General features: G+C 71.8%; 24 protein-coding genes. 12 read left to right on the top strand and 12 right to left on the bottom strand.

Annotated elements, in window-relative coordinates:
• Position 1: 1 nt before the first annotated feature.
• Entirely contained in the window at positions 2-1,204 is a 1,203-nt protein-coding gene (locus AB0C96_RS18895) for an acetyl-CoA C-acetyltransferase (protein ID WP_362918779.1), read from the bottom strand.
• A 137-nt stretch (positions 1,205-1,341) separates the two neighbouring features.
• On the opposite strand from AB0C96_RS18895, the gene mce reads away from it, so the two are divergent.
• The 7 genes from mce to AB0C96_RS18860 all read left to right on the top strand — a co-directional run bounded on the left by mce (position 1,342) and on the right by AB0C96_RS18860 (position 12,048).
• Positions 1,342-1,782, top strand: a complete 441-nt coding sequence (gene mce / locus AB0C96_RS18890) for a methylmalonyl-CoA epimerase (protein ID WP_362918778.1) — start codon at positions 1,342-1,344, stop codon at positions 1,780-1,782.
• Between the two features lie 208 nt (positions 1,783-1,990).
• Positions 1,991-6,253: a polarized growth protein Scy gene (gene scy / locus AB0C96_RS18885; RefSeq protein WP_362918777.1), complete on the top strand. Its 4,263-nt coding sequence runs from the start codon at positions 1,991-1,993 to the stop codon at positions 6,251-6,253.
• Positions 6,254-6,366: 113 nt separating this feature from the next.
• A complete protein-coding gene (locus AB0C96_RS18880; RefSeq protein WP_362918776.1) occupies positions 6,367-7,305 on the top strand; it encodes a cellulose-binding protein in 939 nt (312 codons plus the stop codon).
• A gap of 140 nt (positions 7,306-7,445) precedes the next feature.
• Positions 7,446-8,483 (top strand): ATP-binding cassette domain-containing protein, encoded by a 1,038-nt coding sequence (locus AB0C96_RS18875; RefSeq protein ID WP_362918775.1) that lies wholly within the window; start codon positions 7,446-7,448, stop codon positions 8,481-8,483.
• 3 nt (positions 8,484-8,486) lie between these two features.
• The gene (locus AB0C96_RS18870; protein WP_362918774.1) at positions 8,487-9,260 is read left to right on the top strand and encodes an ABC transporter permease; all 774 of its coding nucleotides are present in this window, start codon (positions 8,487-8,489) and stop codon (positions 9,258-9,260) included.
• A gap of 323 nt (positions 9,261-9,583) precedes the next feature.
• A complete protein-coding gene (locus AB0C96_RS18865; RefSeq protein WP_362918773.1) occupies positions 9,584-10,816 on the top strand; it encodes an ATP-binding cassette domain-containing protein in 1,233 nt (410 codons plus the stop codon).
• Positions 10,813-12,048, top strand: coding sequence for an ABC transporter permease (locus AB0C96_RS18860; RefSeq protein WP_362918772.1), 1,236 nt, complete (start codon positions 10,813-10,815; stop codon positions 12,046-12,048). The genes AB0C96_RS18865 and AB0C96_RS18860 overlap by 4 nt, the downstream gene beginning before the upstream one ends.
• Before the next feature lie 4 nt (positions 12,049-12,052).
• Here AB0C96_RS18860 and AB0C96_RS18855 read toward each other — a convergent pair whose 3' ends face one another.
• A complete protein-coding gene (locus tag AB0C96_RS18855) occupies positions 12,053-12,367 on the bottom strand; it encodes an ATP/GTP-binding protein (RefSeq protein WP_362918771.1) in 315 nt (104 codons plus the stop codon).
• A gap of 188 nt (positions 12,368-12,555) precedes the next feature.
• Here AB0C96_RS18855 and AB0C96_RS18850 point away from each other — a divergent pair, with 188 nt between their 5' ends.
• Positions 12,556-13,605 carry an LLM class flavin-dependent oxidoreductase gene (locus tag AB0C96_RS18850; protein WP_362918770.1) on the top strand — a complete coding sequence of 350 codons (1,050 nt, stop codon included), beginning with the start codon at positions 12,556-12,558 and terminating at the stop codon, positions 13,603-13,605.
• Positions 13,606-13,739: 134 nt separating this feature from the next.
• Here the strand turns inward: AB0C96_RS18850 and AB0C96_RS18845 are convergent, their stop codons facing one another.
• Positions 13,740-14,132 (bottom strand): SCO5389 family protein, encoded by a 393-nt coding sequence (locus tag AB0C96_RS18845; RefSeq protein WP_030815472.1) that lies wholly within the window; start codon positions 14,130-14,132, stop codon positions 13,740-13,742.
• A gap of 249 nt (positions 14,133-14,381) precedes the next feature.
• Here AB0C96_RS18845 and nucS point away from each other — a divergent pair, with 249 nt between their 5' ends.
• Positions 14,382-15,044 carry an endonuclease NucS gene (nucS, locus tag AB0C96_RS18840; RefSeq protein WP_362918769.1) on the top strand — a complete coding sequence of 221 codons (663 nt, stop codon included), beginning with the start codon at positions 14,382-14,384 and terminating at the stop codon, positions 15,042-15,044.
• 101 nt (positions 15,045-15,145) lie between these two features.
• On the opposite strand, the gene AB0C96_RS18835 is transcribed toward nucS, so the two are convergent.
• From AB0C96_RS18835 to AB0C96_RS18815, 5 genes are all read right to left on the bottom strand, one after another.
• Entirely contained in the window at positions 15,146-17,698 is a 2,553-nt protein-coding gene (locus AB0C96_RS18835; protein WP_362918768.1) for an ATP-binding protein, read from the bottom strand.
• Positions 17,699-18,035: 337 nt separating this feature from the next.
• Positions 18,036-18,359 (bottom strand): STAS domain-containing protein, encoded by a 324-nt coding sequence (locus AB0C96_RS18830; RefSeq protein ID WP_362918767.1) that lies wholly within the window; start codon positions 18,357-18,359, stop codon positions 18,036-18,038.
• Positions 18,360-18,506: 147 nt separating this feature from the next.
• A complete protein-coding gene (locus tag AB0C96_RS18825; protein ID WP_362918766.1) occupies positions 18,507-19,355 on the bottom strand; it encodes a 3-hydroxyacyl-CoA dehydrogenase family protein in 849 nt (282 codons plus the stop codon).
• Positions 19,356-19,508: 153 nt separating this feature from the next.
• Positions 19,509-19,682 (bottom strand): hypothetical protein, encoded by a 174-nt coding sequence (locus AB0C96_RS18820; protein ID WP_362918765.1) that lies wholly within the window; start codon positions 19,680-19,682, stop codon positions 19,509-19,511.
• Positions 19,683-19,749: 67 nt separating this feature from the next.
• Positions 19,750-19,878: a hypothetical protein gene (locus tag AB0C96_RS18815; RefSeq protein WP_362918764.1), complete on the bottom strand. Its 129-nt coding sequence runs from the start codon at positions 19,876-19,878 to the stop codon at positions 19,750-19,752.
• A 118-nt stretch (positions 19,879-19,996) separates the two neighbouring features.
• Between AB0C96_RS18815 and AB0C96_RS18810 the strand changes: the two genes are divergently transcribed.
• Complete coding sequence (locus tag AB0C96_RS18810) at positions 19,997-20,569, top strand: cob(I)yrinic acid a,c-diamide adenosyltransferase (RefSeq protein ID WP_362918763.1); 573 nt, start codon at positions 19,997-19,999, stop codon at positions 20,567-20,569.
• Between the two features lie 54 nt (positions 20,570-20,623).
• Here AB0C96_RS18810 and AB0C96_RS18805 read toward each other — a convergent pair whose 3' ends face one another.
• Positions 20,624-21,211, bottom strand: coding sequence for a hypothetical protein (locus tag AB0C96_RS18805; RefSeq protein ID WP_362918762.1), 588 nt, complete (start codon positions 21,209-21,211; stop codon positions 20,624-20,626).
• A 172-nt stretch (positions 21,212-21,383) separates the two neighbouring features.
• On the opposite strand from AB0C96_RS18805, the gene AB0C96_RS18800 reads away from it, so the two are divergent.
• Both AB0C96_RS18800 and AB0C96_RS18795 read left to right on the top strand, forming a co-directional pair.
• Positions 21,384-22,619 (top strand): histidine kinase, encoded by a 1,236-nt coding sequence (locus tag AB0C96_RS18800; protein ID WP_362918761.1) that lies wholly within the window; start codon positions 21,384-21,386, stop codon positions 22,617-22,619.
• Entirely contained in the window at positions 22,616-23,305 is a 690-nt protein-coding gene (locus AB0C96_RS18795) for a response regulator transcription factor (protein ID WP_362918760.1), read from the top strand. Before AB0C96_RS18800 ends, AB0C96_RS18795 begins: the two co-directional genes overlap by 4 nt.
• A gap of 231 nt (positions 23,306-23,536) precedes the next feature.
• Here the strand turns inward: AB0C96_RS18795 and AB0C96_RS18790 are convergent, their stop codons facing one another.
• From AB0C96_RS18790 to atpD, 3 genes are all read right to left on the bottom strand, one after another.
• Positions 23,537-23,980, bottom strand: coding sequence for a DUF2550 domain-containing protein (locus AB0C96_RS18790; RefSeq protein ID WP_362918759.1), 444 nt, complete (start codon positions 23,978-23,980; stop codon positions 23,537-23,539).
• 148 nt (positions 23,981-24,128) lie between these two features.
• Positions 24,129-24,512: a F0F1 ATP synthase subunit epsilon gene (locus tag AB0C96_RS18785; RefSeq protein WP_018087383.1), complete on the bottom strand. Its 384-nt coding sequence runs from the start codon at positions 24,510-24,512 to the stop codon at positions 24,129-24,131.
• 108 nt (positions 24,513-24,620) lie between these two features.
• Complete coding sequence (gene atpD / locus AB0C96_RS18780; RefSeq protein WP_362918758.1) at positions 24,621-26,063, bottom strand: F0F1 ATP synthase subunit beta; 1,443 nt, start codon at positions 26,061-26,063, stop codon at positions 24,621-24,623.

Raw genomic sequence — 26,063 nt, 5'->3', positions numbered from 1 at the left:
CTTACTTACCCGGTACGCGAATGATCAGTGCGTCACCCTGGCCACCGCCACCGCACAGCGCGGCGGCACCCACGCCACCGCCCCGCCGGCGCAGCTCCAGCGCCAGGTGCAGCACGATGCGGGCACCGGACATCCCGATGGGGTGGCCCAGTGCGATCGCACCGCCGTTGACATTCACCTTTTCCGGGGATACCCCGAGATCCTTCATTGACTGCACGGCGACCGCCGCGAAGGCCTCGTTGATCTCGATCAGGTCAAGATCCTCGACCGTCAGGCCCTCCTTGCCCAGCGCGTGGTCGATGGCGTTGGAGGGCTGGGACTGGAGCGAGTTGTCGGGGCCCGCGACGTTGCCGTGCGCGCCGATCTCGGCGATCCACTCCAGGCCCAACTGCTCGGCCTTGGCCTTGCTCATGACGACGACGGCGGCCGCACCGTCCGAGATCTGCGAGGACGTGCCGGCGGTGATCGTGCCGTCCTTGGCGAACGCCGGGCGCAGCTTGGCCAGCGACTCCACCGTGGTCTCCGCGCGGATGCCCTCGTCCTTGCTGAAGACGACCGGCTCGCCCTTGCGCTGCGGGATCTCCACGGGGGTGATCTCGGCCTCGAAGAGCCCGTTCTTCTGGGCGGTGGCGGCCCGCTGGTGGGAGCGCGCGGCGATCTCGTCCTGCTCCGGTCGGGCGATGCCCAGCCGGGTGTTGTGCTTCTCGGTCGACTCGCCCATGGCGATGCCTTCGAAGGAGTCGGTGAGGCCGTCGTGGGCCATCGCGTCGAGCATCTCGACGGCGCCGTACTTGTAGCCCTCCCGCGACTTGGGGAGGAGGTGCGGGGCGTTGGTCATGGACTCCTGGCCGCCGGCGACCACGATGTCGAACTCGCCGGCGCGGATGAGCTGGTCGGCCAGCGCGATGGCGTCCAGGCCGGAGAGACAGACCTTGTTGATGGTCAGCGCGGGGACACTCATGGGGATGCCCGCCTTCACGGCGGCCTGGCGTGCCGGGATCTGCCCTGCCCCGGCCTGAAGCACCTGGCCCATGATCACGTACTGCACCTGGTCGCCGCCGATCCCCGCCCGGTCCAGCGCGGCCTTGATGGCGAAGCCTCCCAGGTCGGCGCCGGAGAAGGTCCGCAGGGAACCCAGGAGCCGCCCCATCGGGGTGCGTGCGCCTGCCACGATCACTGAGGTGGTGCCGTTGGTTTCAGACATGCGATGCGGCCTTCCTTTGCAGGGAAGTTAACGAGGGTTCCCGTCAATGTACTGAGCGGTACCCGCCGGGTCACCGGGAAGCAGGTGTGATCGCGCGCACGTTGCGTAACCAGCCATGCGAGGGGTGCACTGGAGCCATGCTGACGCGTATCGACCACATCGGGATCGCCTGTTTCGACCTCGACAAGACTGTCGAGTTCTACCGTGCCACGTACGGCTTCGAGGTGTTCCACTCCGAGGTCAACGAGGAGCAGGGCGTCCGGGAAGCCATGCTCAAGATCAACGAAACCTCGGACGGCGGCGCCTCCTACCTCCAGCTGCTGGAGCCGACCCGGGAGGACTCCACGGTCGCCAAATGGCTGGCCAAGAACGGTGAGGGCGTGCACCACATCGCCTTCGGCACGGCCGACGTCGACGGCGACGCGGCGGCCATCCGCGACAAGGGCGTCCGGGTCCTCTACGACGAGCCCAGGACCGGTTCGATGGGCTCGCGGATCACCTTCCTGCACCCCAAGGACTGCCACGGCGTGCTCACCGAACTCGTCACCGCCGCGCCCTCCTCCGCGACGGACCACTGACCTTCACGTTCCCCGGCCGGTAGAGTGCAGCTTCGGCCGGGGTACGGGAGTGGGGCTCGGTCCATACTCTGCCGATGATCTGACACCATTTCTTCGGAAGGGTCGGCTCCAAAGGGTGCGAGACCGGTACGACGTGACGTGTACGGGACGACCGCCGCAGGACCGGAGCCGGCCGCCACCATGACCAGGGGACGGATGGGACCGCGCAGTGCGGGGCAACGAACGCCAGGAGCGTAAGTGGGCTGAGGCCGACCACCTCTCGCAGTTCGAAGCCGAGATGGAGCGGCTGAAGACCGAGCGGGACAAGGCCGTCCAGCACGCCGACGACCTCGGCTACCAGGTCGAGGTGCTGCGCGCCAAGCTGCACGAGGCGCGCCGCAACCTCGCGACTCGCCCTGCCTACGACAACCTCAGCCACCAGGCCGAACAACTGCTGCGCAATGCGCAGATCCAGGCCGACCAGCTGCGCTCGGACGCCGAGCGGGAGCTGCGTGAGGCGCGGGCGCAGACCCAGCGGCTGCTCCAGGAGCAGGCCGAGCGGCAGGCCCGGCTGGAGGGCGAGCTGCACGCCGAGGCGGTCGCCCGCCGCCAGCGCCTCGACGAGGAGCTCAACGAGCGCCGGCAGACCGTCGAATCGCACGTCAACGAGAACGTCGCCTGGGCGGAACAGCTGCGCGCCCGTACCGAGTCGCAGGCCCGCCGGCTGCTGGAGGAGTCCCGGGCGGAGGCCGAGCAGGCGCTGGCGGCCGCGCGGACCGAGGCGCAGCGGCTGGCCGAGCAGGCCCGCCAGCGACTCGGCACGGAGGCCGAAGAGGCCCGTACCGAAGCGGAATCCCTGCTGCGCCGGGCGCGCACGGACGCCGAGCGGCTACTGAACGCCGCCTCCAACCAGGCCCAGGAGGCCACCGATCAGGCCGAGCAGCTGCGCGCCTCGGCCGGCACCGAGTCCGAGGAGGCGCGCCGGCAGGCCGCGGAGCTGACCCGCGCCGCCGAGACCCGGGTCCAGGAGGCGGACGCCGCGCTGCGCGAGGCGCGCTCCGAGGCGGAGAAGCTGGTCGAGGAGGCGCAGCAGAGCGCCACCAAGCGGCTGTCGGCGGCCGAGTCGGAGAACGAACAGCGCACCCGTACCGCCAAGGCGGAGATCGCCCGGCTGGTCGGCGAGGCCACCAAGGAGGCCGAGGCGCTCAAGGCGGAGGCCGAGCAGCTGCGGGCCGACGCCCGCACGGAGGCCGAACGGCTGGTCTCCGAGGCGCAGGAGTCCGCCCGGTCGAGGGCGGCCGAGGACTCCGCGGCACAGCTGGCGAAGGCGGCGCGTACCGCCGAGGAGGTGCTGACCAAGGCGTCGGAGGACGCCAAGGCCACCACCAAGGCGGCGGCCGAGGAGGCCGAGCGGCTGCGCCGGGAGGTCGAGGCCGAGGCGGACCGGCTGCGCGAGGAGGCGCACGACACCGCGGCGCAGCTCAAGGGCGCGGCGAAGGACGACACCAAGGAGTACCGCGCCAAGACCGTCGAACTCCAGGAGGAGGCACGGCGGCTGCGCGGCGAGGCCGAGCAGTTGCGCGCGGACGCGGTCGCCGAGGGCGAGCGGATCCGCAGCGAGGCCCGCCGGGAGGCGGTGCAGCAGATCGAGGAGGCGGCCGGGACCGCCGAGGAGCTGCTGGTCAAGGCCAAGTCCGATGCCGAGGAGACCCGTTCGGGTGCGGTTTCGGAGAGCGAGCGGGTGCGCACCGAGGCCATCGAGCGGGCCTCGGCGCTGCGTCGGCAGGCCGAAGAGGCGCTGGAGCGGTCCCGCAAGGAAGCCGAACAGCTGCTGACCGAGGGCGCCGAGGCCGCCGAGTTGGTCACCACCGAGGCCGAGCAGGCCGCCGCGCGGCTGCGTGCGGAGGCCGAGGAGGCCGCGGAGGAGCGTCGCGCCGAGGCGCGGGCGGAGCTGGACCGGCTGCGCGGCGAGGCGGAGACCAGGGTCACCGCGGCCGAGGAGTCGCTGCGCGAGGCCCGCGCGGAGGCGGAGCGGCTGCGCCGGGAGACCCAGGAGGAGGCGGCCCGGCTCAAGGCCGAGGCCACCGAGCGGCGCCGGGCGCTCCAGCAGGAGGCCGAGGAGGAGGCCGAGCGGCTCCGTGCGGAGGCGTCGGCGGATGCCTCGACGGCCCGTTCCGAGGGCGAGTCGGTCGCGGTACGGCTGCGCGGTGAGGCGGCGGCCGAGGCGGAGCGGCTGAAGACGGAGGCGCAGGAGACCGCCGACCGGGTGCGCGCGGAGGCGGCGGCCGCCGCGGAGCGCACGGGTACCGAGGCCGCGCAGGCGTTGGCCGAGGCCCAGGAGGAGGCCGCGCGGCGGCGCCGGGAGGCCGAGCAGCTGCTGGGCGAGGCCCGCGAGGAGGCCCACCAGGAGCGCACCTCGGCGCGCGAGCAGAGCGACGAGCTGCTGGCCTCTGCCCGTACGCGGGTGAGCGAGGCGCAGACCGAGGCCGAGCGGCTGGTCGAGGAGGCGGACCGGCGCGCCGGCGAGCTGGTGGCGGCGGCCGAGCAGACCGCGCAACAGGTCCGGGACTCGGTCGCGGGGCTGCACGAGCAGGCCGGCGAGGAGATCGCCGGGCTGCGGTCGGCGGCCGAGCACGCGGCCGAGCGGACGAAGTCGGAGGCGCAGGAGGAGGCGGACCGGGTCCGCAAGGACGCCTACGACGAGCGGGAGCGTGCCTCGGAGGACGCGGCGCGGATCCGGCGCGAGGCGCAGGAGGCGTCGCAGGCCGCGAACTCCCTTGCCGAGCGGACGGTTTCGGAGGCCATCGAGGAGGCGGAGCGGCTGCGCAACGAGGCGGCCGGGCTGCTGGACGAGGCGCGCCGGGACGCCAACGGGGCGCGGACCGAGGCCGCCGAGCAGGCCGACCGGCTGGTGTCGGAGGCGACCGCCCAGGCCGACAAGCTGGTCACGGACGCCACGGCGAAGGCGCAGCAGCTGCGGACGGACGCCTCCGATGCGCTGGCGTCCGCCGAGCAGGACGCGGCCCGGAGCCGTGCCGAGGCGCGCGACGACGCCAACCGCATGCGTTCGGACGCCGCGGAGCAGGCCGACCGGTTGGTCTCCGAGGCCCGCGCGGAGGCCGAACGGATCGTCAACGAGGCCACCGAGCTGACCTCCTCGGCGCAGGACGACGCGGACCGTACGGTCGCCGAGGGCCGGGAGACCGCCGAGCGGCTGCGCGCCGAGGGCGAGCAGCAGGCCCGGGCGCTGATGTCGGAGGCCACCGACGCCGCCGAGCGGCTGCGGGCCGAGGCGGCCGAGGTGCTGGAGAGCGCGCGCAAGGACGCCGAGCAGACCAGCGACGAGGCGCGCACGGCGGCCAACAAGACCCGTTCGGACGCCGCTCAGCAGGCCGACGAGCTGGTCTCGGAGGCCGCGACCGAGGCGGAGCGGCTGCGCAACGAGGCGGCCGAGACCACCACGGAGGCCGAGCGGGAGGCGGACCGCACCCGGGCCGACGCCCGCGAGCAGGCGGACCGGATGATCGCGAAGGCCACCGCGGAGGCGGACCGGCTGCGGGCCGAGGCGGCCGAGACGGTCACCGCCGCACAGGAGCACGCGGGCCGCACCCGCAACGAGTCCTCGAAGATCAAGGAGGACGCCGAGGCCGCCGCCGAGCGGACCCGTACCGACGCCCAGGAGGAGACGGACCGGCTGCTGGACGAGGCCCGCAAGGACGCCGCCAAGCGCCGCGGGGACGCCGCGGAGCAGGCCGACCAGCTCATCGCCAAGGCCCAGGAGGAGGCCCTCAAGGCGGCCACCAACGCCGAGGAGCAGGCCGACACGATGGTCGGGGCGGCCCGCAAGGAGGCCGATCGGATCGTCGCGGAGGCCACCGCCGACGGCAACGCCCGGGTCGAGAAGGCCCGTACGGACGCGAACTCGCTGCTGGAGGAGGCCCGTGGGGACGCCACCGCCATCCGGGAGCGCGCCGAGGAGCTGCGCCAGCGCATCGAGTCCGAGGTCGAGGAGCTGCACGAGCGGGCCCGCCGGGAGTCCGCGGAGGCGATGAAGAACGCCGGCGAGCGGGTCGACAAGCTCATCGCGCAGGCCACCGCGCAGCAGGTGGCGGCCGAGGAGAAGGCCGACCGGATGGTGGCGGACGCGAACAGTGAGGCGAGCAAGGTTCGGATCGCGGCGGTCAAGAAGGCCGAGGGCCTGATCAAGGAGGCCGAGAACAAGAAGGCCGAGGCGGTGCGCGACGCGGAGCGGAAGCGCGGCGAGGCCGAGGCGGAGGCCGCCCGGATCGTGGAGGAGGGCAAGAGGGAGCTGGAGGTCCTGGTGCGCAGGCGGGAGGACATCAACACCGAAATCTCCCGCGTTCAGGACGTTCTGGAAGCCCTGGAATCGTTCGAGGCACCCGGTGGGGGCGCAGAAGGCAAGACCAACGGGGTGAAAGCGGGCGCGGGAGCCGGTGCAACTCGTTCGAGTGGCAAGTCCTCTGAAGGGTAGCCACTCAAATGAGGGGTCATTCTCCAGATCAAACGGGCAATGACTCGATGACACGCCGTTATGACCCCTAGGATTCTCCTTATCACCTCACCGGTCTCTTCGACAGGAACCCCATGAGCGACACTTCCTCCCCCTTCGGCTTCGAGCTCGTGCGGCGTGGGTACGACCGCGGTCAGGTGGACGACCGCATCACGAAGCTCGTCGCCGACCGCGACAGCGCGCTGGCCCGCATCACGTCGCTGGAAAAGCGGATCGAGGAGCTGCACCTCGAAACGCAGAACGCCCAGGCGCAGGTCAATGACGCCGAACCGTCCTACGCAGGCCTCGGAGCGCGGGTCGAGAAGATCCTCCGGCTCGCCGAGGAGGAGGCCAAGGACCTGCGTGAGGAGGCCCGCCGGGCCGCCGAGCAGCACCGTGAGCTGGCCGAGTCGGCCGCCCAGCAGGTCCGCAACGACGCGGAGACGTTCGCCGCCGAGCGCAAGGCGAAGGCGGAGGACGAGGGCGCCCGGATCGTCGAGAAGGCCAAGGGCGAGGCGTCCACGCTGCGGGCCGAGGCCCAGAAGGACGCGCAGTCCAAGCGTGAGGAGGCGGACTCCCTCTTCGAGGAGACCCGTGCCAAGGCCGCCCAGGCCGCCGCCGACTTCGAGACCAACCTCGCCAAGCGCCGCGAGCAGTCCGAGCGCGACCTCGCCTCCCGCCAGGCCAAGGCCGAGAAGCGGCTCGCGGAGATCGAGCACCGCGCCGAGCAGCTCCGCCTGGAGGCCGAGAAGCTGCGTACGGACGCCGAGCGCCGGGCCCGCCAGACGGTGGAGACCGCGCAGCGCCAGGCCGAGGACATCGTGGCGGACGCCAACGCCAAGGCGGATCGTATCCGCAGCGAATCCGAGCGCGAGCTGGCGGCACTGACCAACCGTCGCGACTCGATCAACGCGCAGCTGACCAACGTCCGCGAGATGCTGGCGACGCTGACCGGCGCGGCGGTGGCTGCGGCCGGCGCCCCCGGCGACGAGGAGACCATCTCCCGCGGCGTCCCGGCCCAGCAGACCCGCTGAGCCGTCGGAAGGTTTCACCTCCGTACGACCGCGCCCCCGTACCGCACTCCGCGGCGGTACGGGGGCGCGGTCGTACGGAGGTCAACCGGGCGGCCCCGCCCCGGTGGCACGGCCCATGGCCCGCACCTAGCGTGCCGTACATGATCGAGCTCGACGGTCTGACCAAGCATTACGGCGACAAGGTCGCCGTCGACCACCTCACCTTCACGGTGCGGCCCGGCATCGTCACCGGCTTCCTCGGCCCCAACGGCGCGGGCAAGTCGACGACCATGCGGATGATGCTCGACCTGGACAACCCGACCTCCGGAACGGTCCGGATCAACGGCCGGCACTACCACCAGTTGCACGACCCGCTCCGGTGCGTCGGCGCACTGCTGGAGGCGAAGGCGGTGCACGGCGGACGGACCGCCGCCAACCACCTCCTCTGCCTGGCGCAGAGCAACGGCATCCCGCACGGCCGGGTCGCCGAGGTCCTGCACACCGTGGGGCTCACCGCGGTCGCCCGGAAACGCGCCAAGGGCTTCTCCCTCGGCATGAGCCAGCGGCTCGGCATCGCCGCCGCCCTCCTCGGCGACCCCCAGGTCCTGCTCTTCGACGAGCCGGTCAACGGCCTCGACCCCGAAGGCATCCACTGGATCCGCAACCTGATGCGGAACCTGGCCGCCCAGGGACGTACCGTCTTCGTCTCCTCCCACCTGATGAGCGAGATGGCGCTGACCGCCGACCACCTGGTGGTGATCGGTCAGGGCCGGCTGATGGCGGACACGTCGATGAAGGACTTCATCCACCGGAACTCGCGGTCGTACGTCCGGATGCGCTCCCCCGAGCAGGAGAAGCTGCGCGACGCGCTGAGCGGAGAGGGCATCCACGCGGTGGCGGTCGGCAACGGATCGTTGGAGATCGACGGGGTGTCCGCGGAGCGCCTGGGCGAACTGGCCGCGGCCCATGACCTGGTCCTGCACGAGCTGAGCCCCCAGCAGGCCTCCCTGGAGGAGGCGTTCATGCGGCTGACGGCGGGGTCCGTGGAGTACCACGCGCACGACGACGACACCGTACCGGCACGGCCCGGTCCCGCCCCGAACGGCCGCCCCCGCCAGGCACCGCCGCCGACCGGGGCGCGACCGGGCGAGCCGCAGCCGACCGGCTGGGGCACGGACTGGCAGAGGAAGAAGGGCTGACGGATGGCGGTGGTCGGGCAGGTCATTCGGTCGGAGTGGACCAAGATCAGGTCGGTGCGATCGACGGTGTGGACACTGGGCGTCGCCGTCGTGGTCACCATCGGGTTGGGTGTGCTGATCTGCATCCTGGCTCGCAAGGACTTCGGCTCGATGCCGGCCAGCGAGCGGCTGTCGTTCGACGCCACGAACATCAGCTTCGCCGGGATGGGCCTGGGCCAACTCGCGATGATCGTCTTCGGGGTGCTGGTGGTCTCCAACGAGTACAGCACCGGCATGATCCGCGCCTCGCTCGCCGCCGTACCGCAGCGCGGCACCTTCCTCTTCTGCAAACTCGCGGTGGCCACCGCCCTGGTATTCGTCGTCGGACTGGCGACCAGCTTCCTCACCTTCTTCACCGGACAGGCGGCCCTCGGCGACCTCCGCGTCTACCTCGGCGACCCCGGCGTACTGCGTGCCGTGATCGGCGGCGGCCTCTACATGACCCTGATCGCACTCTTCTCGATGGCCGTCGCCACGATGCTGCGCAGCCCGATGCTCTCGCTGGGCATCCTGATGCCGTTCTTCTTCCTGATCTCCAACATCCTCGGCAACGTCTCGGCGACCAGGAAGATCGGCCGCTACCTGCCGGACCAGGCGGGCTCGAAGATCATGCAGGTGGTCCCCCGGGCCAGCGACGACGTGCCGTACGGACCGTGGGGCGGGCTGGCGATCATGATCGCTTGGACGGTGGTGGCGTTGGTGGGGGGGTATGTGGTTTTGCGGCGCCACGATGCGTAGCGCTGCGCTTGGCTGGCTTCCCACGTTGTTGGCTGTCCCGCCGTGGGGGTTTCTCGCCGTTGCGCCTGCGGCGGGCGTGGGTTGTCGGGTGCGGTGACGGTCCTCCGGGGCAGGGTTTCCGGACTGCTTCGCTTTACGTCCGGAAACCCTGCCCCTCCGGCCCGTCACCTCCCGTGAGTGGGAGGGAAAACGGTCGTGGGGGTGCAGACGGGTGGTCCGAGCCGGGGATTGGAGGGAACCGTCAACCGGGCGATAGCCTCCTAATCCTCACGGGGGTACGACGGCGGCGCCTCTGCCCCGAAACTTTTCGCGAGGGGCGGAGAATGATCGAGGCAGTCGGCCTGACGAAGCGCTACGGCGCCAAGACGGCCGTGTACAACCTGTCGTTCCAAGTGCGGCCCGGCACAGTGACCGGCTTTCTGGGGCCCAACGGTTCCGGCAAGTCGACGACCATGCGCATGATCCTGGGCCTGGACACACCGACGTCGGGGCACGCGACCATCGCCGGGCGGCCGTTCCGCAGCTCGCCCAACGCGCCCCGCCAGGTCGGTGCCCTGCTCGACGCCAAGGCCGTGCACGGCGGGCGCAGCGCGCGCAACCACCTGCTGTGCCTGGCGCAGCTCTCCGGCATCCCGGCCCGCCGGGTCGACGAGGTGCTCGGTGTGGTCGGTCTACAGGACGTCGCCGGCCGGCGCTCCAAGGGCTTCTCGCTCGGTATGGGCCAGCGCCTGGGCATCGCCGCGGCGCTGCTCGGCGACCCGCAGGTGCTGCTCTTCGACGAGCCGGTCAACGGCCTCGACCCGGAGGGCATCCTCTGGGTGCGCAATCTGATGAAGCAGCTGGCGGCCGAGGGGCGTACGGTCTTCGTCTCCTCGCACCTGATGAGTGAAATGGCGCTCACCGCCGAGCACTTGATCGTGATCGGCCGTGGCCAGCTGCTGGCCGACATGCCGGTCAAGGACTTCATCTCGGCCAACTCCGCCGATTTCGCCCGGGTCCGTACCCCGGACACCGAGCCCGAGCAGCGCGAGAAGCTGACCGCCGCGATCGCCGAGGCGGGCGGACAGGTGGCGCCGGAGGAGGACGGTGCGCTGCGGGTGACCGGGCTGCCGCTCCCCCGCATCAGCGACCTCGCGCACCAGGCCGACGTCCGGCTGTGGGAGCTGTCGCCGCACCAGGCGTCGCTGGAAGAGGCGTACATGCGGATGACGCAGGCCGCCGTGGACTACCGCTCGACCGCCGACCCCCGGGCCGGCTTGCAGCAGGCCCCCGCCGGGTACGCGCCGCAGGGGTACGGCGCGGGGTACGCGGGCGGTCAGCCCGGCGTTCCCGGCCAGGTCCCGGCCGGTGTGCCCGCCCAGGGGCAGCCGAACCCGTATGCGCAGCCGGCTCCGGGGGCGGGCTATCCGCCGCCCGCGCAGGGCCACCCGTACGGGGCACCTGCGCCGTACGGTGCGCCGAACCCGTACGGGCAGCAGCCCGCCGCGCCGATGCAGCCCGCGCCTTCCGCCGCCCCCGTCGACTCTTCCACGCCGCAGATCGAGGACGCCCGATGACCAGCCCTCAGCAGCCGCAGCCTGAGCGCGGACCGCACGACACCGGCGCCCAGCCGATGCCGTCGGCCGCACCGCCCATGCCGCCGACCGCGCCGGCACAGCAGCCCGGCGAGCAGCCGGTGCCCGCCCAGGAGGGCGGCACGATGATGCTCCAGGCCCAGGGACCGGCCGCGGCAGCGCAGCAGCCGCCGGCCCCGGCCCCCGCCCAGGCACCGGCACCGGCACCGGCACCGGCCAGGGAAGCCGGCACGATGATGCTCCAGGCCCAGCCGATGCCCGAGCCGCAGCCGCTCGCGGCGCACGGTCCGGGCAAGGACGCCGGCACGATGATGCTCCAGGCGCCGGTGCCGGCCGCCGCGGTAGCACAGCAGCCGCCCGCCCAGGCTCCCGTTCCGCCGCAGCCGGGCCCGATCAGCATGGGTGGTGCCGGCGGTTACGTATCGCCCATCCCGGTGCGCCCCACCCACCTCGGCCATGCGCTGACCTCCGAGTGGACGAAGATCCGCTCGGTGCGCTCGACGATCTGGACGCTGGGCGTGATGGCCGTCCTCGTCCTCGGCATCGGCACGCTGGTCGCCACGGGCGTGTCGAGCAGCGACACCATCGGCCGGGTTTCGCCGCTGTTCTTCGGGTTCTTCGGGATGCTGCTGGGCATCCTCTGCGTGCTGCCGCTCGGTGTGCTGGTGACGTCCTCCGAGTACGGCACCGGCATGATCCGTACGACGCTGACCGCCTGCCCCGCCCGGGGCAGGGTGCTGGCGGCCAAGGCGATCGTGTTCCTCGCGCTGACCTTCGTCGTCACCACCGTCGTCGCCGGGCTCGTCGCGGTCACCGACAACGGCATGCTCGGCGACCTCAGCACGGCGGAGGTCGGCGCCGGCGAGTGGCTGAAGTCGACCGTGGGGATCGGCCTCTACGTCTCGTTCCTGGGGCTGCTGGCGCTCGCCGTCGGCTCGCTGATCCGGCACTCCGCGGGCGCGATCACGATCATGATCGGTGTCGTCCTGCTGCCGTTCGTGCTGTCGATGTTCATGCTCACCGAGAGCCTGGACGACCTGCGGAACTTCCTGCTCGGCTACTCGATCCCCAACCAGCTCACGGTGATGTACGGCAACAAGTTCCCGTTCGTGGAGGGCGGCCCGTCCGGCTGGCAGCCGCTGTGGGTCGTGATGGGGCTCGCCGCCCTCGCCCTCGGCGGTGCCTACGCCGCGATGCGGCAGCGCGACGTGTAGACGCTCAGTACCTGGGTGCATTGCGGGACCGCTGGAGCCGTACGCTCCGGCGGTCCCGTGCGTTCCAGCACGCCTTGTGCCAGTGCCGGCGGTCATCCACCCCACCGTGCTGCGGCCAGGCGACGACATGCGGGACCCCCGGCGGGATCTCCTGGTCGCAGCCGGGGCAGCGGTAGTGCTTGGCCGCGCCGCCGCCCCCGACCTGCCGCACGACCCAGTCCTCGCCGCGCCACTCCGCGGTCTGTTCCAGGCCGTAGCGGCTGCCGCCCGTGCGGTCGACGGGCTTCTCACCGCGCTGGCGGTTTCGACGCGGGGACACAGAACACCTCGGGATGCGTACGGGGTCACAGGCCGTCACCAGCGTACGCGGCGCGCCCGAGGGGAAGCGCCGCTCGGCCAGATCCTGCGATCATCGGGAAATTTCGCAGCAGGCCGTGCCCTTGGCACGTGTCGACCGTTGTTGCCTATGAAGGGGAGTCGCGTCGGCTGCGAGGAGGCAGAAGAGCGATGCGCGTTGGGGCTTTCATCCTGGCCGCTCAATTCCCCGGTCAGGGACAGGGGGAGGCACTGCACCGCGCGGTGCGCGCCGCGGAGGTCGCGGAGGAGGCCGGGCTCGCCGATGTCTGGTTGGCGGAGCACCACTTCGTACCGTACGGCGTCTGCCCGAATGCGGCCACACTGGCCGCGCTGCTGCTGGGCCGCACCCGCCGGATCGGGGTCGGCACGGCGGTGAGCGTGCTGCCCACCCAACACCCCGTGGCGCTCGGCGAGCAGGCGGCACTGCTGCACCTCACCTCCAACGGGCGGTTCACGCTGGGGGTCGGCCGGGGCGGTCCCTGGGTGGACCTGGAGGTCTTCGGCTCCGGACTCGCCGCTTACGAGCACGGCTTCCCCGAATCGCTCGATCTGCTGCTCCGCTGGCTGCGTGAGCCGCGGGTCGGCGCACAGGGCGAGCGCTACGCGTTCCGGGAGGTGGCGGTGGTGCCGCGACCGGACCAGGCGCTGGGCGATCCGGACGATCCGTGCGCCGGCCCCCCGGGTCCGCCGGTGGTGGTGGCCTGTACGTCGCCCTCGTCCGTGCGGATCGCCGCCGAGCGCGGGCTGCCGATGCTGCTGGGCATGCACTGCGGTGACGAGGAGAAGGCGGAGATGGTCGCGCTGTGGCGGACGGCCGCCCGTGAGGCCGGCCGGGACGGCGACGAGATCGCCTCGGCCGGACATGTCTCGGCGGGCCTGGTGCAGATCGGGGACGACCGCGCCGGCGCCACGGAGACCCTGGCGAAGGCGATGCCCGGCTGGCTGCGGCAGGGCCTGGGCGCGCATGTGACGGTCGACGGCCGCTATCGCGCCATGCGCGATCCGGTGGCCTATACGGAGCTGTTGTGCGGGCTGCATCCCGTCGGCCCGCCGCAGCGTTGCGTGGACAGGCTGGCGGCGAGCGCGGAGCGTACCGGCATCACCCGCTTCGCGCTGCTGGTCGAGGGCTCCGGCGATCTCGCGGCGACGGAGGAGAACGTCCGCCGGTTGGGCACGGAGGTCCTGCCGCAGCTGGGGTGATCGCGCCCGGTGCGGCGGGCGGGGTGCGGGTACCCCGGTCGTGCGGTGGCGTGTGCGGTGCCGTGGTGTGCTGCCGCTGGCGCACCGTCGCGGAGCGCGCCCAACTCCCCGATACGCAGCGGCAGCAACTTCGTTCAGCAGTCGCGGAGTTCGGGCGACTGGTTCAGCAGCTGGCCCCGGATCGAGGTGAATCTGGCCAGGCGGTCGTCCACCGCCGGGTCGAGCGGGAAGACCGCGACCCGGTGGCAGTTCTGGAAGGCGAGCCGCACACCGAAGTGGCGCTCCAGGGAACCACGAATGGCGTCACTCGCCAGCGCACGCAGCAGCTGGCCGCGCGCCTGCTCGTCCGGCGGCGGCGTCTGATTGTCGGCGAACTCTCCGCCGTCCACCTTCAGCTGTGCCACCAGAGAGCTGATCATCCCCCATGCGTAGGGCAGGGAGTTCCGGACGCAGTCGACAAAAGCGGCTTCGTCGACCTCGCCTCGCTCGGCCTGTTCGAGGAGGGCCGGTGAGACGTCGAGCGACATGAGGTTCTCCTCTCGCGGCCCCGCCGGGACGGACAGGGCCTAGGGACGGGACTAGGGGTTCCGCGACGGAGCGTGTTCGCCTCACAACCCCCCGCTTCAACGGTATGCCGCGCAAGAGGCCCGCACCAGGAGATTGCACATACAACCGGCCAATGGTGAGCGCCTGGGGTGCGGGGATTTCCCCCGTAAAGGCACCCCGGTCCAGGGCGAATCGCGCGGTGGGCCTCCGGTCGAGTAGCGTGGCGCACCATGCGTCTCGTCATCGCCCGCTGCTCCGTGGACTACGCGGGCCGGCTCACCGCCCATCTCCCCTCCGCCCCTCGTCTGATCCTGGTGAAGGCGGACGGCTCGGTCTCCATCCACGCCGACGACCGGGCCTACAAACCCCTGAATTGGATGTCCCCGCCCTGCACCCTCAAGGAGGGTGACGGGGACGTGTGGACGGTGGAGAACAAGGGCGGCGAGAAGCTCATCATCACCCTTGAGGAGGTCATGCACGACTCCTCGCACGAGCTCGGTGTCGACCCGGGGCTCATCAAGGACGGTGTGGAGGCCCACCTCCAGGAGCTGCTCGCTGACCGGATCGAGACCCTCGGTGAGGGCTACTCCCTGATTCGGCGTGAATACCCCACTGCCATTGGCCCGGTGGATATCTTGTGCCGGGACGCCGACAACCAGACCGTTGCCGTCGAGATCAAGCGCCGTGGCGAGATCGACGGGGTCGAGCAGCTCACCCGCTATCTCGAACTCCTCAACCGCGACCCGCACTTGGCCCCGGTGAAGGGCATCTTCGCGGCGCAGGAGATCAAGCCGCAGGCGCGGGTACTGGCCACCGACCGCGGTATCGGCTGTGTCGTACTGGACTACGACGCGCTGCGCGGCATCGAGGACGACAAGCTCCGGCTGTTCTGACCCCCGGCCAACCCGGCGGACGGCACAACGACACAGCAGTACAACGGCGCAACGGCCCGGTCATCGCTGACCGGGCCGTTGCGCCGTTGTACTGCCGGGCGTCAGGCGGTGGGGGTGCTCTCCGTGCCGGAGGGCGTGCCCGCACCCTGCGAAGGGCTGCTGGCCGCGGACGCGGAGGTGCTCTGCGACGGGTTCTGCGTCGTCGGCTTGTCCGTGGGGTCGGAGGTCGGCGTGGGGTCGGTGGGCTCGTCGGTCGGGCCGGTCGGGGTCGGGTCGGTCGGCTCGTCGGTCGGCGGGTGAGTGGGCCGGGTCGGCCGACCGGTGGGGCTGGTCGGTCGGCCGGTCGGCTCGGTCGGGTCGGCCGTGGGGTCCGTCGGCCCGGTGCTCGGGCCGGTCGGCGAACCGCTGGTGGCGGGGCCGCTGCTGGACGGGGACGGGCTGCCGGAGCGGGCCGGGGTGCCGGGCTTGGCGGTGCCGGGGTGACCGGAGGGCCGGTCGGTGCCGCCGGGCTGTTCGGCCGGCAGGTCCGGGGAGCCGCCGTCGTCCGTGGTCTGCTCGGTGCTGACCTTGTTGTCGTGGGTGTCCCCGCCGCCGGACGTGGCGCCGAGGGTGACGATGGTGCCGAGGACGGCCACCAGCAGCGCGCCGGCGCCCGCCGCCACGAGGTTGCGGCGGGTGCCGCCGACGAACGCCCGCCTGACGCCCTTGTGGGACGCCGCTGCGGCGGCCGGGACGGCCGTGGTGGCGGCGGTCTGCGCGGCGCCCGGGGTGAGGACCGTCTCCGCGGTCGAAGCGGCCCCCGTTACCCGCAGTTTGGCCGTCGACACCGCGTCGGACGAGCCGGCGCGGTCCTTCGGGGCGTCCGGTTGCCGGGCGCCGGCGGCGGCGATCTGCGGCACGGCCGTGGTGACCGCCGAGGCCGCCCGCGAACGGTCGGTGACCAACGCCAGCGCCCGGCGGCCGGCCACCGCGCCGTTGCGGTCGGACAGCACCCCGCGCAGCCCGATGGACGCCTCCAGCTCGGCGCGGGCCCGGTCGAGGCTGCCGGTGCACAGCGCCAGTACGCCCAGCTCGTGGTGGAAGTAGGCCTCCTCGGCCACCTCGCCGGCCAGCCGCGCGGCCTCCTGGCCGTGCCGCAGGCTGCGCTCCCAGGCGCTCCAGTGCAGCGCCGCGGCGAACGCCGGAGCGGCCGTACGGGCGAGCAGCACGGCCGCGCTGGCGTGCCCGCTCTCCCGGCTGGAGGTCAGCGCGCCCATCGCGGCCAGCGCCACGTCGGCCTCGGCGGCGGCCCGCTCCGGGGTGACCGAGGGGTGGCCGGCCCACCAGGCGTAGTGCTGGGCGACGGTGTGCGCCCGGGCCGCGGCGCCCTCGGCGTAGCCGGCTCCGGTCAGCTGCTCCTGGACGGTGGCGGCCAGCCGGTAGTGGCCGCCCACGGGGCTGATCAGGCCGCAGGCGAGCAGCTCGCCGAGGGCGGCGTCGGCGTGGGTGTCCTCGGTGAGGGCCGGCAGATGGGCCTGGTGCGGCAGCTCGCCGCCGAGCGCGACGGCGAGGCGCAGCGTCTCCTTGGCGGCCTCGCCGAGCCGGGAGGCGAGCAGCGGGGCGGGTGCGGCGGCCTCGCCGAGCGACGGCAGCGGCAGCTCGGGCCGGTCGCCTTCCCCGTCCCCCTCCCCCTCTGAAGCGGCGTCCGCGTCCGGCGTCCCCTGCGTCTCCTCGGGGAAGAGCCCGTATCCGTCGTCCATGGCGCCGGGCAGGCCGTGCATCCGGTCGCGCTGTCGCAGCAGGGTGGCGGCCTGCACGAACCGCAGCGGCAGCCCCTCGGACTCGAACCAGAGGTCGGCGGCCCAGGCCTCCTCGTCGTCGGTGAGCGACCGGTCCACGGCGCGCTCCAGCAGCCGTACGCAGCCGGCCCGGCCGATACCGCCGAGGAAGATCTCTTCGAGGTGCGAGCCGGCGCTGGGGGCCGCGACGTCCGGGGTCGCGGCGATCAGGAAGGCACACTCGGGGGTGGCGTCGAGCAGTTCGTCCAGCGCGGCGCCGCCGAACTCCAGGTCGTCCAGGACGACGATCGCGCCGATCTCGGCGACCATGCGCAGCAGCTCGGGCCGGTCCGGGCGGTGCCGCGGGGCCCGATACACCGCGGCGAACAGCGCGTACAGCAGGTCGGTGGCGGTGCGGTGGTAGCCGGAGAGCCGGACCACGCCGTCGGGGGCGAGGTCGGCGCAGGCGGTGGCGACGGCGTCCAGCAGCCGGGTGCGACCGGAGCCGGCGGGGCCGGTGAGGCGCACCGAGCGGCCGCGGGAGAGCAGCCGGACCAGGCGCTCGGTGTCCTCGGTGCGCTCTTCGAGCGGGGCCTCGTGGCCGGCGAAGCCGGGCGGTCCCGAGGGGAGCGGGGGCGCGGCGGCACGGGCGGCCTCGGCGCGCTCCTGCGGATCGAGCTTGTCGGGGGCGGCGGGGCGCTCTCCGGGCGGGCAGGGTTCTATCTCGCTGCCGTCGACGGGGTTGACGGTGACGAGGTAGCTGCCGGAGACCAGCCGGACGACGCGGGCCAGCCCGCCGGAGCCGCCCTGCGCGCCGCCGAACGCGGGGGCCGGGGGCTGGACGGGCTCGCCCTGCTCGCCGTACTCCTCAGGTCCCCGGTGGGTGTTCGGGTCCATGCTGCAAGCTCCCAGAGATGTGCTGTGCCGAATGCGCTCCGGCCGTCCGCACTCCGCCGGCTACGGCGGGTCGCCCTCAGCCGTCGCGTCTGGTCCGGTGCCCGCCGCGGATGATGGCATACGGGCGGGAACCGAACCTTAGACCTGGGGAGCGGGGCGTCGCACCGGCGGGGGCGGGTGCTGACCGGAACTTCCTTGATTGGCCGGAATCACGTGGTTTACGACATTTCCAGCGGCCCGGCCGACCCCACCGGGTGACCATGGTCGCATCGTTCCCGCTGCGACCAGGGGACACCCCGGTCCCGTGCACGGCCTTGGGGCGGCCGCAGCCCGTGTCTCACACGCGAGGAAGCGATTCCGCTTCGATACCGCCCTCGATGGCGAGGATGCGGTGGAGCCGGGTGGCGACCAGCAGGCGCTGCATCTGGGGCGGCACGCCGCGCAGCACCAGCCTGCGGTTGACCCGGCCGGCCCGGCGATGTGCGCCCATGATCACGCCGAGGCCGGTGGCGTCCCAGGAATCCAGCTCGGTCAGGTCCAGCACCAGATCGCCCCGACCGGAGTCGACGGCGGTGTGCAGGGCCGTGCGGGCGTCCGCCGCGCTGCGGACGTCGAGGCGGCCCTCGACGACCAGCTCGGCGTGGTCGCCCCTGATGTGCATATGCGCTCCCCTGTGTCATGGGTTCGTGCATGGACGTCTACAGATCTGACTGCCTCTCATGCGGCGAAGTTGCCGCCTGTAAGCGAACCGACACCGCATTTCACCCCGCAGGGTGATCCGTTCGGGCCTATCGCCCCTGACGCGGTATCAGTGCTCGTAGAACCCTTGCCCACTCTTGCGTCCGATATCGCCCGCGTCGACCATGCGCCGCATGATCTCCGGCGGCGCGAACTTCTCGTCCTGGGACTCGGTGTAGATGTTGTCGGTGGCGTGCAGCAGGATGTCGATGCCCGTCAGGTCGGCGGTGGCCAGCGGTCCCATCGCGTGGCCGAAGCCCAACTTGCAGGCGGTGTCGATGTCCTCGGCGCTGGCCACACCGGACTCGTAGAGCTTGGCGGCCTCGACGACCAGCGCCGAGATCAGCCGGGTGGTGACGAAGCCGGCCACGTCGCGGTTGACGACGACGCAGGTCTTGCCGACGGACTCGGCGAACTCCCGGGCCGTGGCGAGGGTTTCGTCACTCGTCTTGTAGCCGCGGACCAGCTCGCACAGCTGCATCATCGGCACCGGCGAGAAGAAGTGCGTGCCCACCACCCGCTCGGGACGGGAGGTGGCCGCGGCGATCTTGGTGATCGGGATGGCGGAGGTGTTGGAGGCCAGCACCGCCTCGTCCTTGACGAGCTTGTCCAGCGCCTGGAAGATCTCCCGCTTGACCTCGATCCGCTCGAAGACCGCCTCGACGACGATGTCGGCGTCGGCCGCGGCCTCCAGGTCGGTCGTGGTGGTGATGCGGGCCAGCGCCTGCTCGGCGTCGGACGCCGCCAGCTTCCCCTTGGAGACGAACTTCTCGTACGAGGCCTCGATGCCGCCCTTCCCCCGGGCCAGCGCCTCGTCCGTCACATCGCGGAGGACCACGTCCCAGCCCGCCTGGGCGGAGACCTGCGCGATGCCGGACCCCATCAGTCCGGCTCCGATGACGGCGAGCTTCTTTGCCACTGCTGTCCCCTCACACCCTGTGCATTTGAACGTCCGTTGGTCTTCGGGTGACGTTAGCGGTCGTTGGCGATCCTTTGGTGGGTAAGAGATGCGCGTCACTTCTCAAATGACGGACATCACACCCATGGGCCGCCGGACGTCAGCGCCCCGCCCTCAGCCGGCCGGTCGTACGGCGTAGTTGAGGACCCTCCCGCCGAGCAGTCCCTCCGCCTCGTCCAGCAGGACGAGGGCCGCACGGGAGACCTCGGCGGGCTTGCGGCCGGCGATCATCTCCTGGGCGAGGGCGGTCATCAAGGCCTGGTGGGCCCAGTTGATCTGGCCGCCCATCAGCCCGGGCGCCGGGGCGTCGTCCGCGGCGCCGGATCTCCTCCCGGAGGGTGGCCTCCAGGTTCCCTTACCGCTCCCGCTGCACATGCCACAGGCGGGCCCGGAGGGTCGGCGAGCCCTGGACGACCTCACAGAGAAGTGTCGGCGAGCCGTGGACGACCTTCATAAAACGGTCGTAGCCCTCGATGAGGCCCACCCGGGGCGAACACCTCCTCGGCCCTGCTCCACGGCGTCCTGGTGGCGGTCGCCTTCCACGCGCTCGCCGTGACGTTCGGCACGCGCCTTCCGGAAGGCCGCGGCGTAGGCTCGGCCCCATGGTGAATCTGACGCGCATCTACACCCGTACGGGTGACAAGGGCACCACCGCGCTGGGCGATATGAGCCGTACCGCGAAGACCGATTCGCGGATCGCCGCGTACGCGGACGCCAACGAGGCCAATGCGGCGATCGGCGTGGCCCTGGCGCTCGGCTCGCTGCCGGAGGAGGTCGCCGCGGTGCTGCTGCGGGTGCAGAACGACCTCTTCGACGTCGGCGCGGACCTGTCCACGCCGGTGGTGGAGAACCCGGAGTTCCCGCCGCTGCGCGTCGAGCAGAGCTACATCGACAAACTGGAGGCCGACTGCGACCGGTTCCTCGCGGAGCTGGAGAAACTGCGCAGCTTCATCCTCCCCGGCGGCACCCCCGGTGCGGCCCTGCTCCACCAGGCCTGCACGGTCGTCCGCCGCGCCGAGCGCTCCACCTGGGCCGCCTTCGAGGAGCACGGCGAGACGATGAACCCGCTCACCGCCACCTACCTCAACCGCCTCTCCGACCTGCTCTTCATCCTCGCCAGGACCGCGAACAAGGACGTCGGCGACGTGCTGTGGGTACCGGGCGGGGAGCGCTGACCCGGGACGGACCGGCGCCCGACCGGGGAACCGGGCGGGCGCTACGGGCGGGACTCAGCGGAGGCTGCCGGGTCGGGCCGGCTCCTCCACGGTGGTGGTCCGCCCCCGGTCCGGGTCCTTCTTCTGCCAGATGAGGTAGGACACCGCGATCACACCGTGGATGATCAGGATCTTCAGCGAGGTGCCCTGCCAGCCGCGCAGCGAGGCGGTGTCGCCGTCGTCGCCGACGTACCAGATCGCGATTTGCAGCAGCGCGGCCGAGACGGCCACCCACAGCACCGTGCGCAGCCAGAGCATCCCCTCGTGCTTGGCGCGGGCCATGCCGTAGCGCGGCGGCTTGACCGGTGGCGGGCCGCCCGCGAAGCGGTGGGAGAAGTGCCCGTCGACCCAGGTGATCGTGTAGTGGCCGTAGGCGACGGTGTAGCCGATGTAGAGGGCCGCCAGGCCGTGTTTCCAGTCCGCGGAGGCGCCGTTCTTGAGGTCGATCGCGGTGACGATCAGCAGCACCAGCTCCAGCACCGGTTCCATCAGCAGCACCGCCGCTCCGGTGCGCGGCATCCGTGCCAGGTAGCGCAACCCGAGGCCGGCCGCCAGCAGCACCCAGAAGCCGACCTCGCAGGCGATGATCAGCGTGACGACCACGACTGTCTCCTTTCAGGACCCTCCATCGAACACCTCCAGGCTCCCAGCCGATATCGCCCGGAACGTCGTCGCACGTGACGATCCGGCACTGCATCTTTTGATGTAGCCCGCGCCGTGCGCGGATGACGTGGACGTGGACGCAGCAGGGCCCGGCGCCGTGTTTGATGGAGGGGTGACCGCCAGATCCCTCGCCGCCGTCGGCCGGCCGCATCGACTCGATGTGCTCATCGCGGGTGGCGGGCTGCTCTGCGGGCTGCTGCTCTGGTCGTTGGATCTGCACGGCGGACCCCCGCAGCTGGGGTTACCGCCCTCGCTGACGCTGGTCTCGCTCACCGCGATGTCGGGCGCGGAGCTGCTGCGCCGTACGGCCCCGATGACGGCGCTGGCCGTCGCGGTGCCGGCGCTGGCGCTGGACATCTGCGCCGGCACGCTCGTCGCCACCGTCCTGATGTTCACCGACGTGCTCTATGCGGCGGTGCTCTACGGCCCGGCCGGCGCGGCCCGACGGATCCCGCTGCACTCGGTCCTGGTCACGGTCGTGGCTGCCATCGCGCTCACCGCGCTCTGGCAGAACCCGCAGGTGGTGATGGCCGTCATCGGCATCGCCCTGATCACCATCGCCCCCGCCTGGACCGGCATCATCACCCGCAACCACCGCGACGCCGCGCAGTCCGCCCGGCTGCGGGCCGAACAGATCGCGCTGCTGGCCGAGATGGACCGCGCCCAGGCGGTGGCCGGCGAGCGCGCCCGCATGGCCCGCGAGCTGCACGACATGGTCGCCAACCACCTGTCCGCCATCGCCATCCACGCCACCGCCGCACAGTCCATCGACGACCCGGCGGCGACCCGCGAGGCGCTCGGGGTGATCCGCGAGAACAGCGTGCAGGGGCTGGCCGAAATGCGCCATCTCATCGGGCTGTTGCGGGACCCGAAGGCGACGGAGTACGCGGAGGAGCCCGCCGCGACCCCCAGTCTGGCCGGGCTGGACGCGCTGATCACCCAGGCCCGGACGAACGGCGGCAGCAGCGGACTGACCTTCGTCCTGGACGACGCCCGGGGCCCGGAGGGGCCGGCGGACGAGCCCGGCCCGGCGTCCCCGGCCGAGCTCGCCGCGTACCGCATCGTCCAGGAATCCCTGACCAATGCGCTCAAGCACGCCGCACCGGGCGAGGTGCGGGTGCGCCTCGCCCATGAGCGCGGTGGCGCGCTCACCGTCACCGTCCGCAGCCCGTACGCCGACCGGCCCGGCCCCCGGGCCCCCGGCTCCGGCACCGGCCTGGTCGGCATGCGGGAGCGGATCGCCCTGCTGGGCGGGGCATTCGAGGCCGGTCCGGAGAGCGGGCCGGCCGGCAGAGTCTGGCTGGTGCGGGCAGCGCTGCCCGCGGCCGAGGAGGAAGAGCAACGATGACAGGCGCCGACGCGCAGCCGATCCGGGTTCTCGTCGCCGAGGACCAGTCCGCCGTACGAGCCGGGCTGGTCCTCATCCTGCGCTCCGCCCCCGACATCGAGGTCGTCGGGGAGGCGGAGGACGGCGAGGAGGCGGTGCGCCTCGCCCGCGAGCTGCGCCCCACCCTCGTCCTCATGGACATCCAGATGCCCCGCCTCGACGGGGTCTCCGCCACCCGGCGGGTGGTCTCCGAGAAGCTGGCGGACGTCCTGGTGCTGACCACGTTCGACCTGGACGAGTACGTCTTCGGGGCGCTGCGGGCGGGCGCCGCGGGCTTCCTGCTCAAGGACAGCGACGCGGCCGCGCTGCTGACCGCGGTGCGCACGGTGGCGTCCGGGGAGGGCCTGATCGCCCCGGCGGTGACCAGGCGGCTGATCGCCGAGTTCGCCAGCCCCCGTACGGCGGTGCGGCCGGCACGCCACGCGGACGCGCCGGACCCGGCGGTCCTGGACGCGCTGACGCCGCGCGAGCGGGAGGTGCTGGGCTGTCTGGGGCGGGGCCTGTCGAACGCCGATATCGCCCTACGGCTGGCGATGGCGGAGGCCACCGTGAAGACGCATGTCAGTCGGCTGCTGGCGAAGCTGGACCTGCGCAGCCGGGTGCAAGCGGCCGTGCTGGCACAGGAGTTGGGGGTGGACGGGCCGTAGGACTGGGCGGGCCGTGGGGGTCGGCAGGCCGTCGGGGGTGGGCCGTAGGGGGTGGTCGAACGGATCCCGTAGGGGTTACGCGCGCCCCCTGCGGGGCCACAACGTGGCGGGAGCCGGGGCTATTCCGGGAGCCGGGGGCATTCCGGGAGCCCCGCGGATCAGACCACGTTCCCCCACTCCCCCTCCCCCAGACTTCGTCCGGGGCACCCCTATCCAACGAGAACGCCCTGTTCACGCCACATTGACGCGTTGGCCGGGCGGCGCCGCCTCCAGCCAGGCGAGGAAGCCGGTGAGCGCGTCCTCGCTCATCGCCAGCTCCAGACGGGTGCCGCGGTGCCGGCAGGCCAGCACGATGGAGTCGGAGAGCAGCGCCAGCTCCTCCTCGCCCTGGGGCGTGCGGCGCTCCAGGACCTCGATGGCGGAGCGCTCCAGCAGGCGCCGGGGCCGGGGCGCGTACGAGAACACCCGGAACCATTCGATCCGGTCCCCGTTGTACCGCGACACGCCGTAGATCCAGCCCTTGCCGCCGGTCTCGGTCTCCGGCACGTTCCAGCGCAGGCTGCAGTCGAAGGTGCCTCCGGACCGCTGGATGAGCCGCCGTCTCAGTCCGAAGACGAACAGCCCCAGCAGCACCAGCACCACGACCGCGCCGCTCACAAGCAGAGCGAGGACCATCCCGACCGACCTCCTCGCCTCGATGGGGGTCCCCCCGCGCCGTGCCGGCGTGGGAGAGGGAAACGCACCTGCATTGCCTCAGCCGCGGGTTGCTCCGGAGAATTCCGGGCAGCCCGCGGCTGAGGATCGATCTCGTCGGTGACGGCGCTCAGTGAACGCCCGTCACCGCACGCAGCCGGACATCGGCGCGACGCTCGGCGGCCGCATCAGCGTCCGACTTCGCTCGCTCCAGGGCCCGCTCCGCGCGCTGGACATCGATCTCGTCCGACAGCTCGGCGATCTCCGCGAGCAGAGACAGCTTGTTGTCGGCGAACGAGATGAAGCCGCCGTGCACGGCGGCGACGACGGTGCCGTCCCCGCTCTCGCCGGTCGTACGAATCGTCACCGGGCCCGACTGCAGCACGCCGAGCAGCGGCTGGTGTCCGGGCATGACGCCGATGTCGCCCGACGAGGTGCGCGCGACGACCAGGCTGGCCTCGCCGGACCAGACCTGACGGTCCGCGGCGACCAACTCGACGTGCAGCTCAGCCACGATGGCTCCTCGGGTCTCCACCTGCCTGGCGTGGCAGATGTTGGGTCAAATACTAGTGGTCGTACGGACCGGGGGCGGCCAGGACCGCCCCCGGGACCGCAGCCGGGGTCAGGAGACGCCCAGCTCCTTGGCATTGGCCTTCAGGTCCTCGATGCCACCGCACATGAAGAACGCCTGCTCGGGGAAGTGGTCGTAGTCACCGTCGGCGATCGCGTTGAACGCCGAGATGGTCTCGTCCAGCGGGACGTCCGAGCCGTCGACACCGGTGAACTGCTTCGCCACGTGGGTGTTCTGCGACAGGAACCGCTCGATACGACGGGCGCGGTGGACGGTGAGCTTGTCCTCCTCGCCGAGCTCGTCGATACCCAGAATCGCGATGATGTCCTGGAGGTCCTTGTACTTCTGCAGGATCGTCTTGACGCGCGAGGCGCAGTCGTAGTGCTCCTGCGTGATGTAACGGGGGTCCAGGATCCGGGACGTCGAGTCCAGCGGGTCCACCGCCGGGTAGATGCCCTTCTCCGAGATCGGGCGCGACAGAACGGTGGTCGCGTCCAGGTGGGCGAAGGTGGTGGCCGGCGCCGGGTCGGTCAGGTCGTCCGCCGGGACGTAGATCGCCTGCATCGAGGTGATCGAGTGACCACGGGTCGAGGTGATGCGCTCCTGGAGGAGACCCATCTCGTCGGCCAGGTTCGGCTGGTAACCCACCGCGGAGGGCATCCGGCCGAGCAGGGTCGACACCTCGGAACCGGCCTGGGTGAAGCGGAAGATGTTGTCGATGAAGAACAGCACGTCCTGCTTCTGCACATCGCGGAAGTACTCCGCCATGGTCAGACCGGCCAGCGCGACCCGGAGACGGGTGCCCGGCGGCTCGTCCATCTGGCCGAAGACCAGCGCGGTCTTGTCGATGACGCCGGAGTCCTGCATTTCCTCGATGAGGTCGTTGCCCTCACGGGTGCGCTCACCGACACCGGCGAACACCGACACACCGTCGTGGTTGTTGGCCACGCGGTAGATCATTTCCTGGATCAGAACGGTCTTGCCGACACCGGCACCACCGAACAGACCGATCTTGCCGCCCTTGACGTACGGGGTCAGCAGGTCGATGACCTTGACGCCGGTCTCGAACATCTCGGTCTTCGACTCGAGCTGGTCGAAGGACGGGGCCTTGCGGTGGATCGCCCACCGCTCGGTGACCTCGGCCTCGGCCTCCGGCTTGTTCAGGATCTCACCGAGGGTGTTGAACACCTTGCCCTTGGTGATGTCACCGACGGGCACGGTGATGCCCGCACCGGTGTTGGTCACCGAGGCCTGGCGGACCAGACCGTCGGTGGGCTGCATGGAGATCGCACGGACCAGGCCCTCGCCCAGGTGCTGGGCGACCTCGAGGGTCAGGGTCTTCGTGGCACCGGCCTGGGCCGGGTCCGCGACCTCGACGGTCAGCGCGTTGTAGATGTCCGGCATCGCGTCGACGGGGAACTCCACGTCGACGACCGGGCCGATGACCCGGGCGACGCGGCCCGTGGCAGCGGCCGTCTCAACAGTGGTGGTCAT

The organism is Streptomyces sp. NPDC048506 (genome assembly GCF_040651315.1).
Classification (GTDB): domain Bacteria; phylum Actinomycetota; class Actinomycetes; order Streptomycetales; family Streptomycetaceae; genus Streptomyces.
Note: the sequence above shows the minus strand (reverse complement) of the source record. Positions and strands in the feature narration are given on the sequence as shown.

Coding starts and splice junctions, on each gene's coding strand:
- AB0C96_RS18865 (WP_362918773.1), top strand. CDS start 9,584: ATGATCGAGGCAGTCGGCCTGACGAAGCGCTACGGCGCCAAGACGGCC.
- AB0C96_RS18850 (WP_362918770.1), top strand. CDS start 12,556: ATGCGCGTTGGGGCTTTCATCCTGGCCGCTCAATTCCCCGGTCAGGGA.
- AB0C96_RS18820 (WP_362918765.1), bottom strand. CDS start 19,682: ATGGGCGGCCAGATCAACTGGGCCCACCAGGCCTTGATGACCGCCCTC.
- AB0C96_RS18880 (WP_362918776.1), top strand. CDS start 6,367: ATGAGCGACACTTCCTCCCCCTTCGGCTTCGAGCTCGTGCGGCGTGGG.
- AB0C96_RS18795 (WP_362918760.1), top strand. CDS start 22,616: ATGACAGGCGCCGACGCGCAGCCGATCCGGGTTCTCGTCGCCGAGGAC.
- AB0C96_RS18835 (WP_362918768.1), bottom strand. CDS start 17,698: ATGGACCCGAACACCCACCGGGGACCTGAGGAGTACGGCGAGCAGGGC.
- AB0C96_RS18870 (WP_362918774.1), top strand. CDS start 8,487: ATGGCGGTGGTCGGGCAGGTCATTCGGTCGGAGTGGACCAAGATCAGG.
- AB0C96_RS18895 (WP_362918779.1), bottom strand. CDS start 1,204: ATGTCTGAAACCAACGGCACCACCTCAGTGATCGTGGCAGGCGCACGC.
- AB0C96_RS18810 (WP_362918763.1), top strand. CDS start 19,997: ATGGTGAATCTGACGCGCATCTACACCCGTACGGGTGACAAGGGCACC.
- nucS (WP_362918769.1), top strand. CDS start 14,382: ATGCGTCTCGTCATCGCCCGCTGCTCCGTGGACTACGCGGGCCGGCTC.
- AB0C96_RS18875 (WP_362918775.1), top strand. CDS start 7,446: ATGATCGAGCTCGACGGTCTGACCAAGCATTACGGCGACAAGGTCGCC.
- mce (WP_362918778.1), top strand. CDS start 1,342: ATGCTGACGCGTATCGACCACATCGGGATCGCCTGTTTCGACCTCGAC.
- AB0C96_RS18830 (WP_362918767.1), bottom strand. CDS start 18,359: ATGCACATCAGGGGCGACCACGCCGAGCTGGTCGTCGAGGGCCGCCTC.
- AB0C96_RS18790 (WP_362918759.1), bottom strand. CDS start 23,980: ATGGTCCTCGCTCTGCTTGTGAGCGGCGCGGTCGTGGTGCTGGTGCTG.
- AB0C96_RS18845 (WP_030815472.1), bottom strand. CDS start 14,132: ATGTCGCTCGACGTCTCACCGGCCCTCCTCGAACAGGCCGAGCGAGGC.
- atpD (WP_362918758.1), bottom strand. CDS start 26,063: ATGACCACCACTGTTGAGACGGCCGCTGCCACGGGCCGCGTCGCCCGG.
- AB0C96_RS18860 (WP_362918772.1), top strand. CDS start 10,813: ATGACCAGCCCTCAGCAGCCGCAGCCTGAGCGCGGACCGCACGACACC.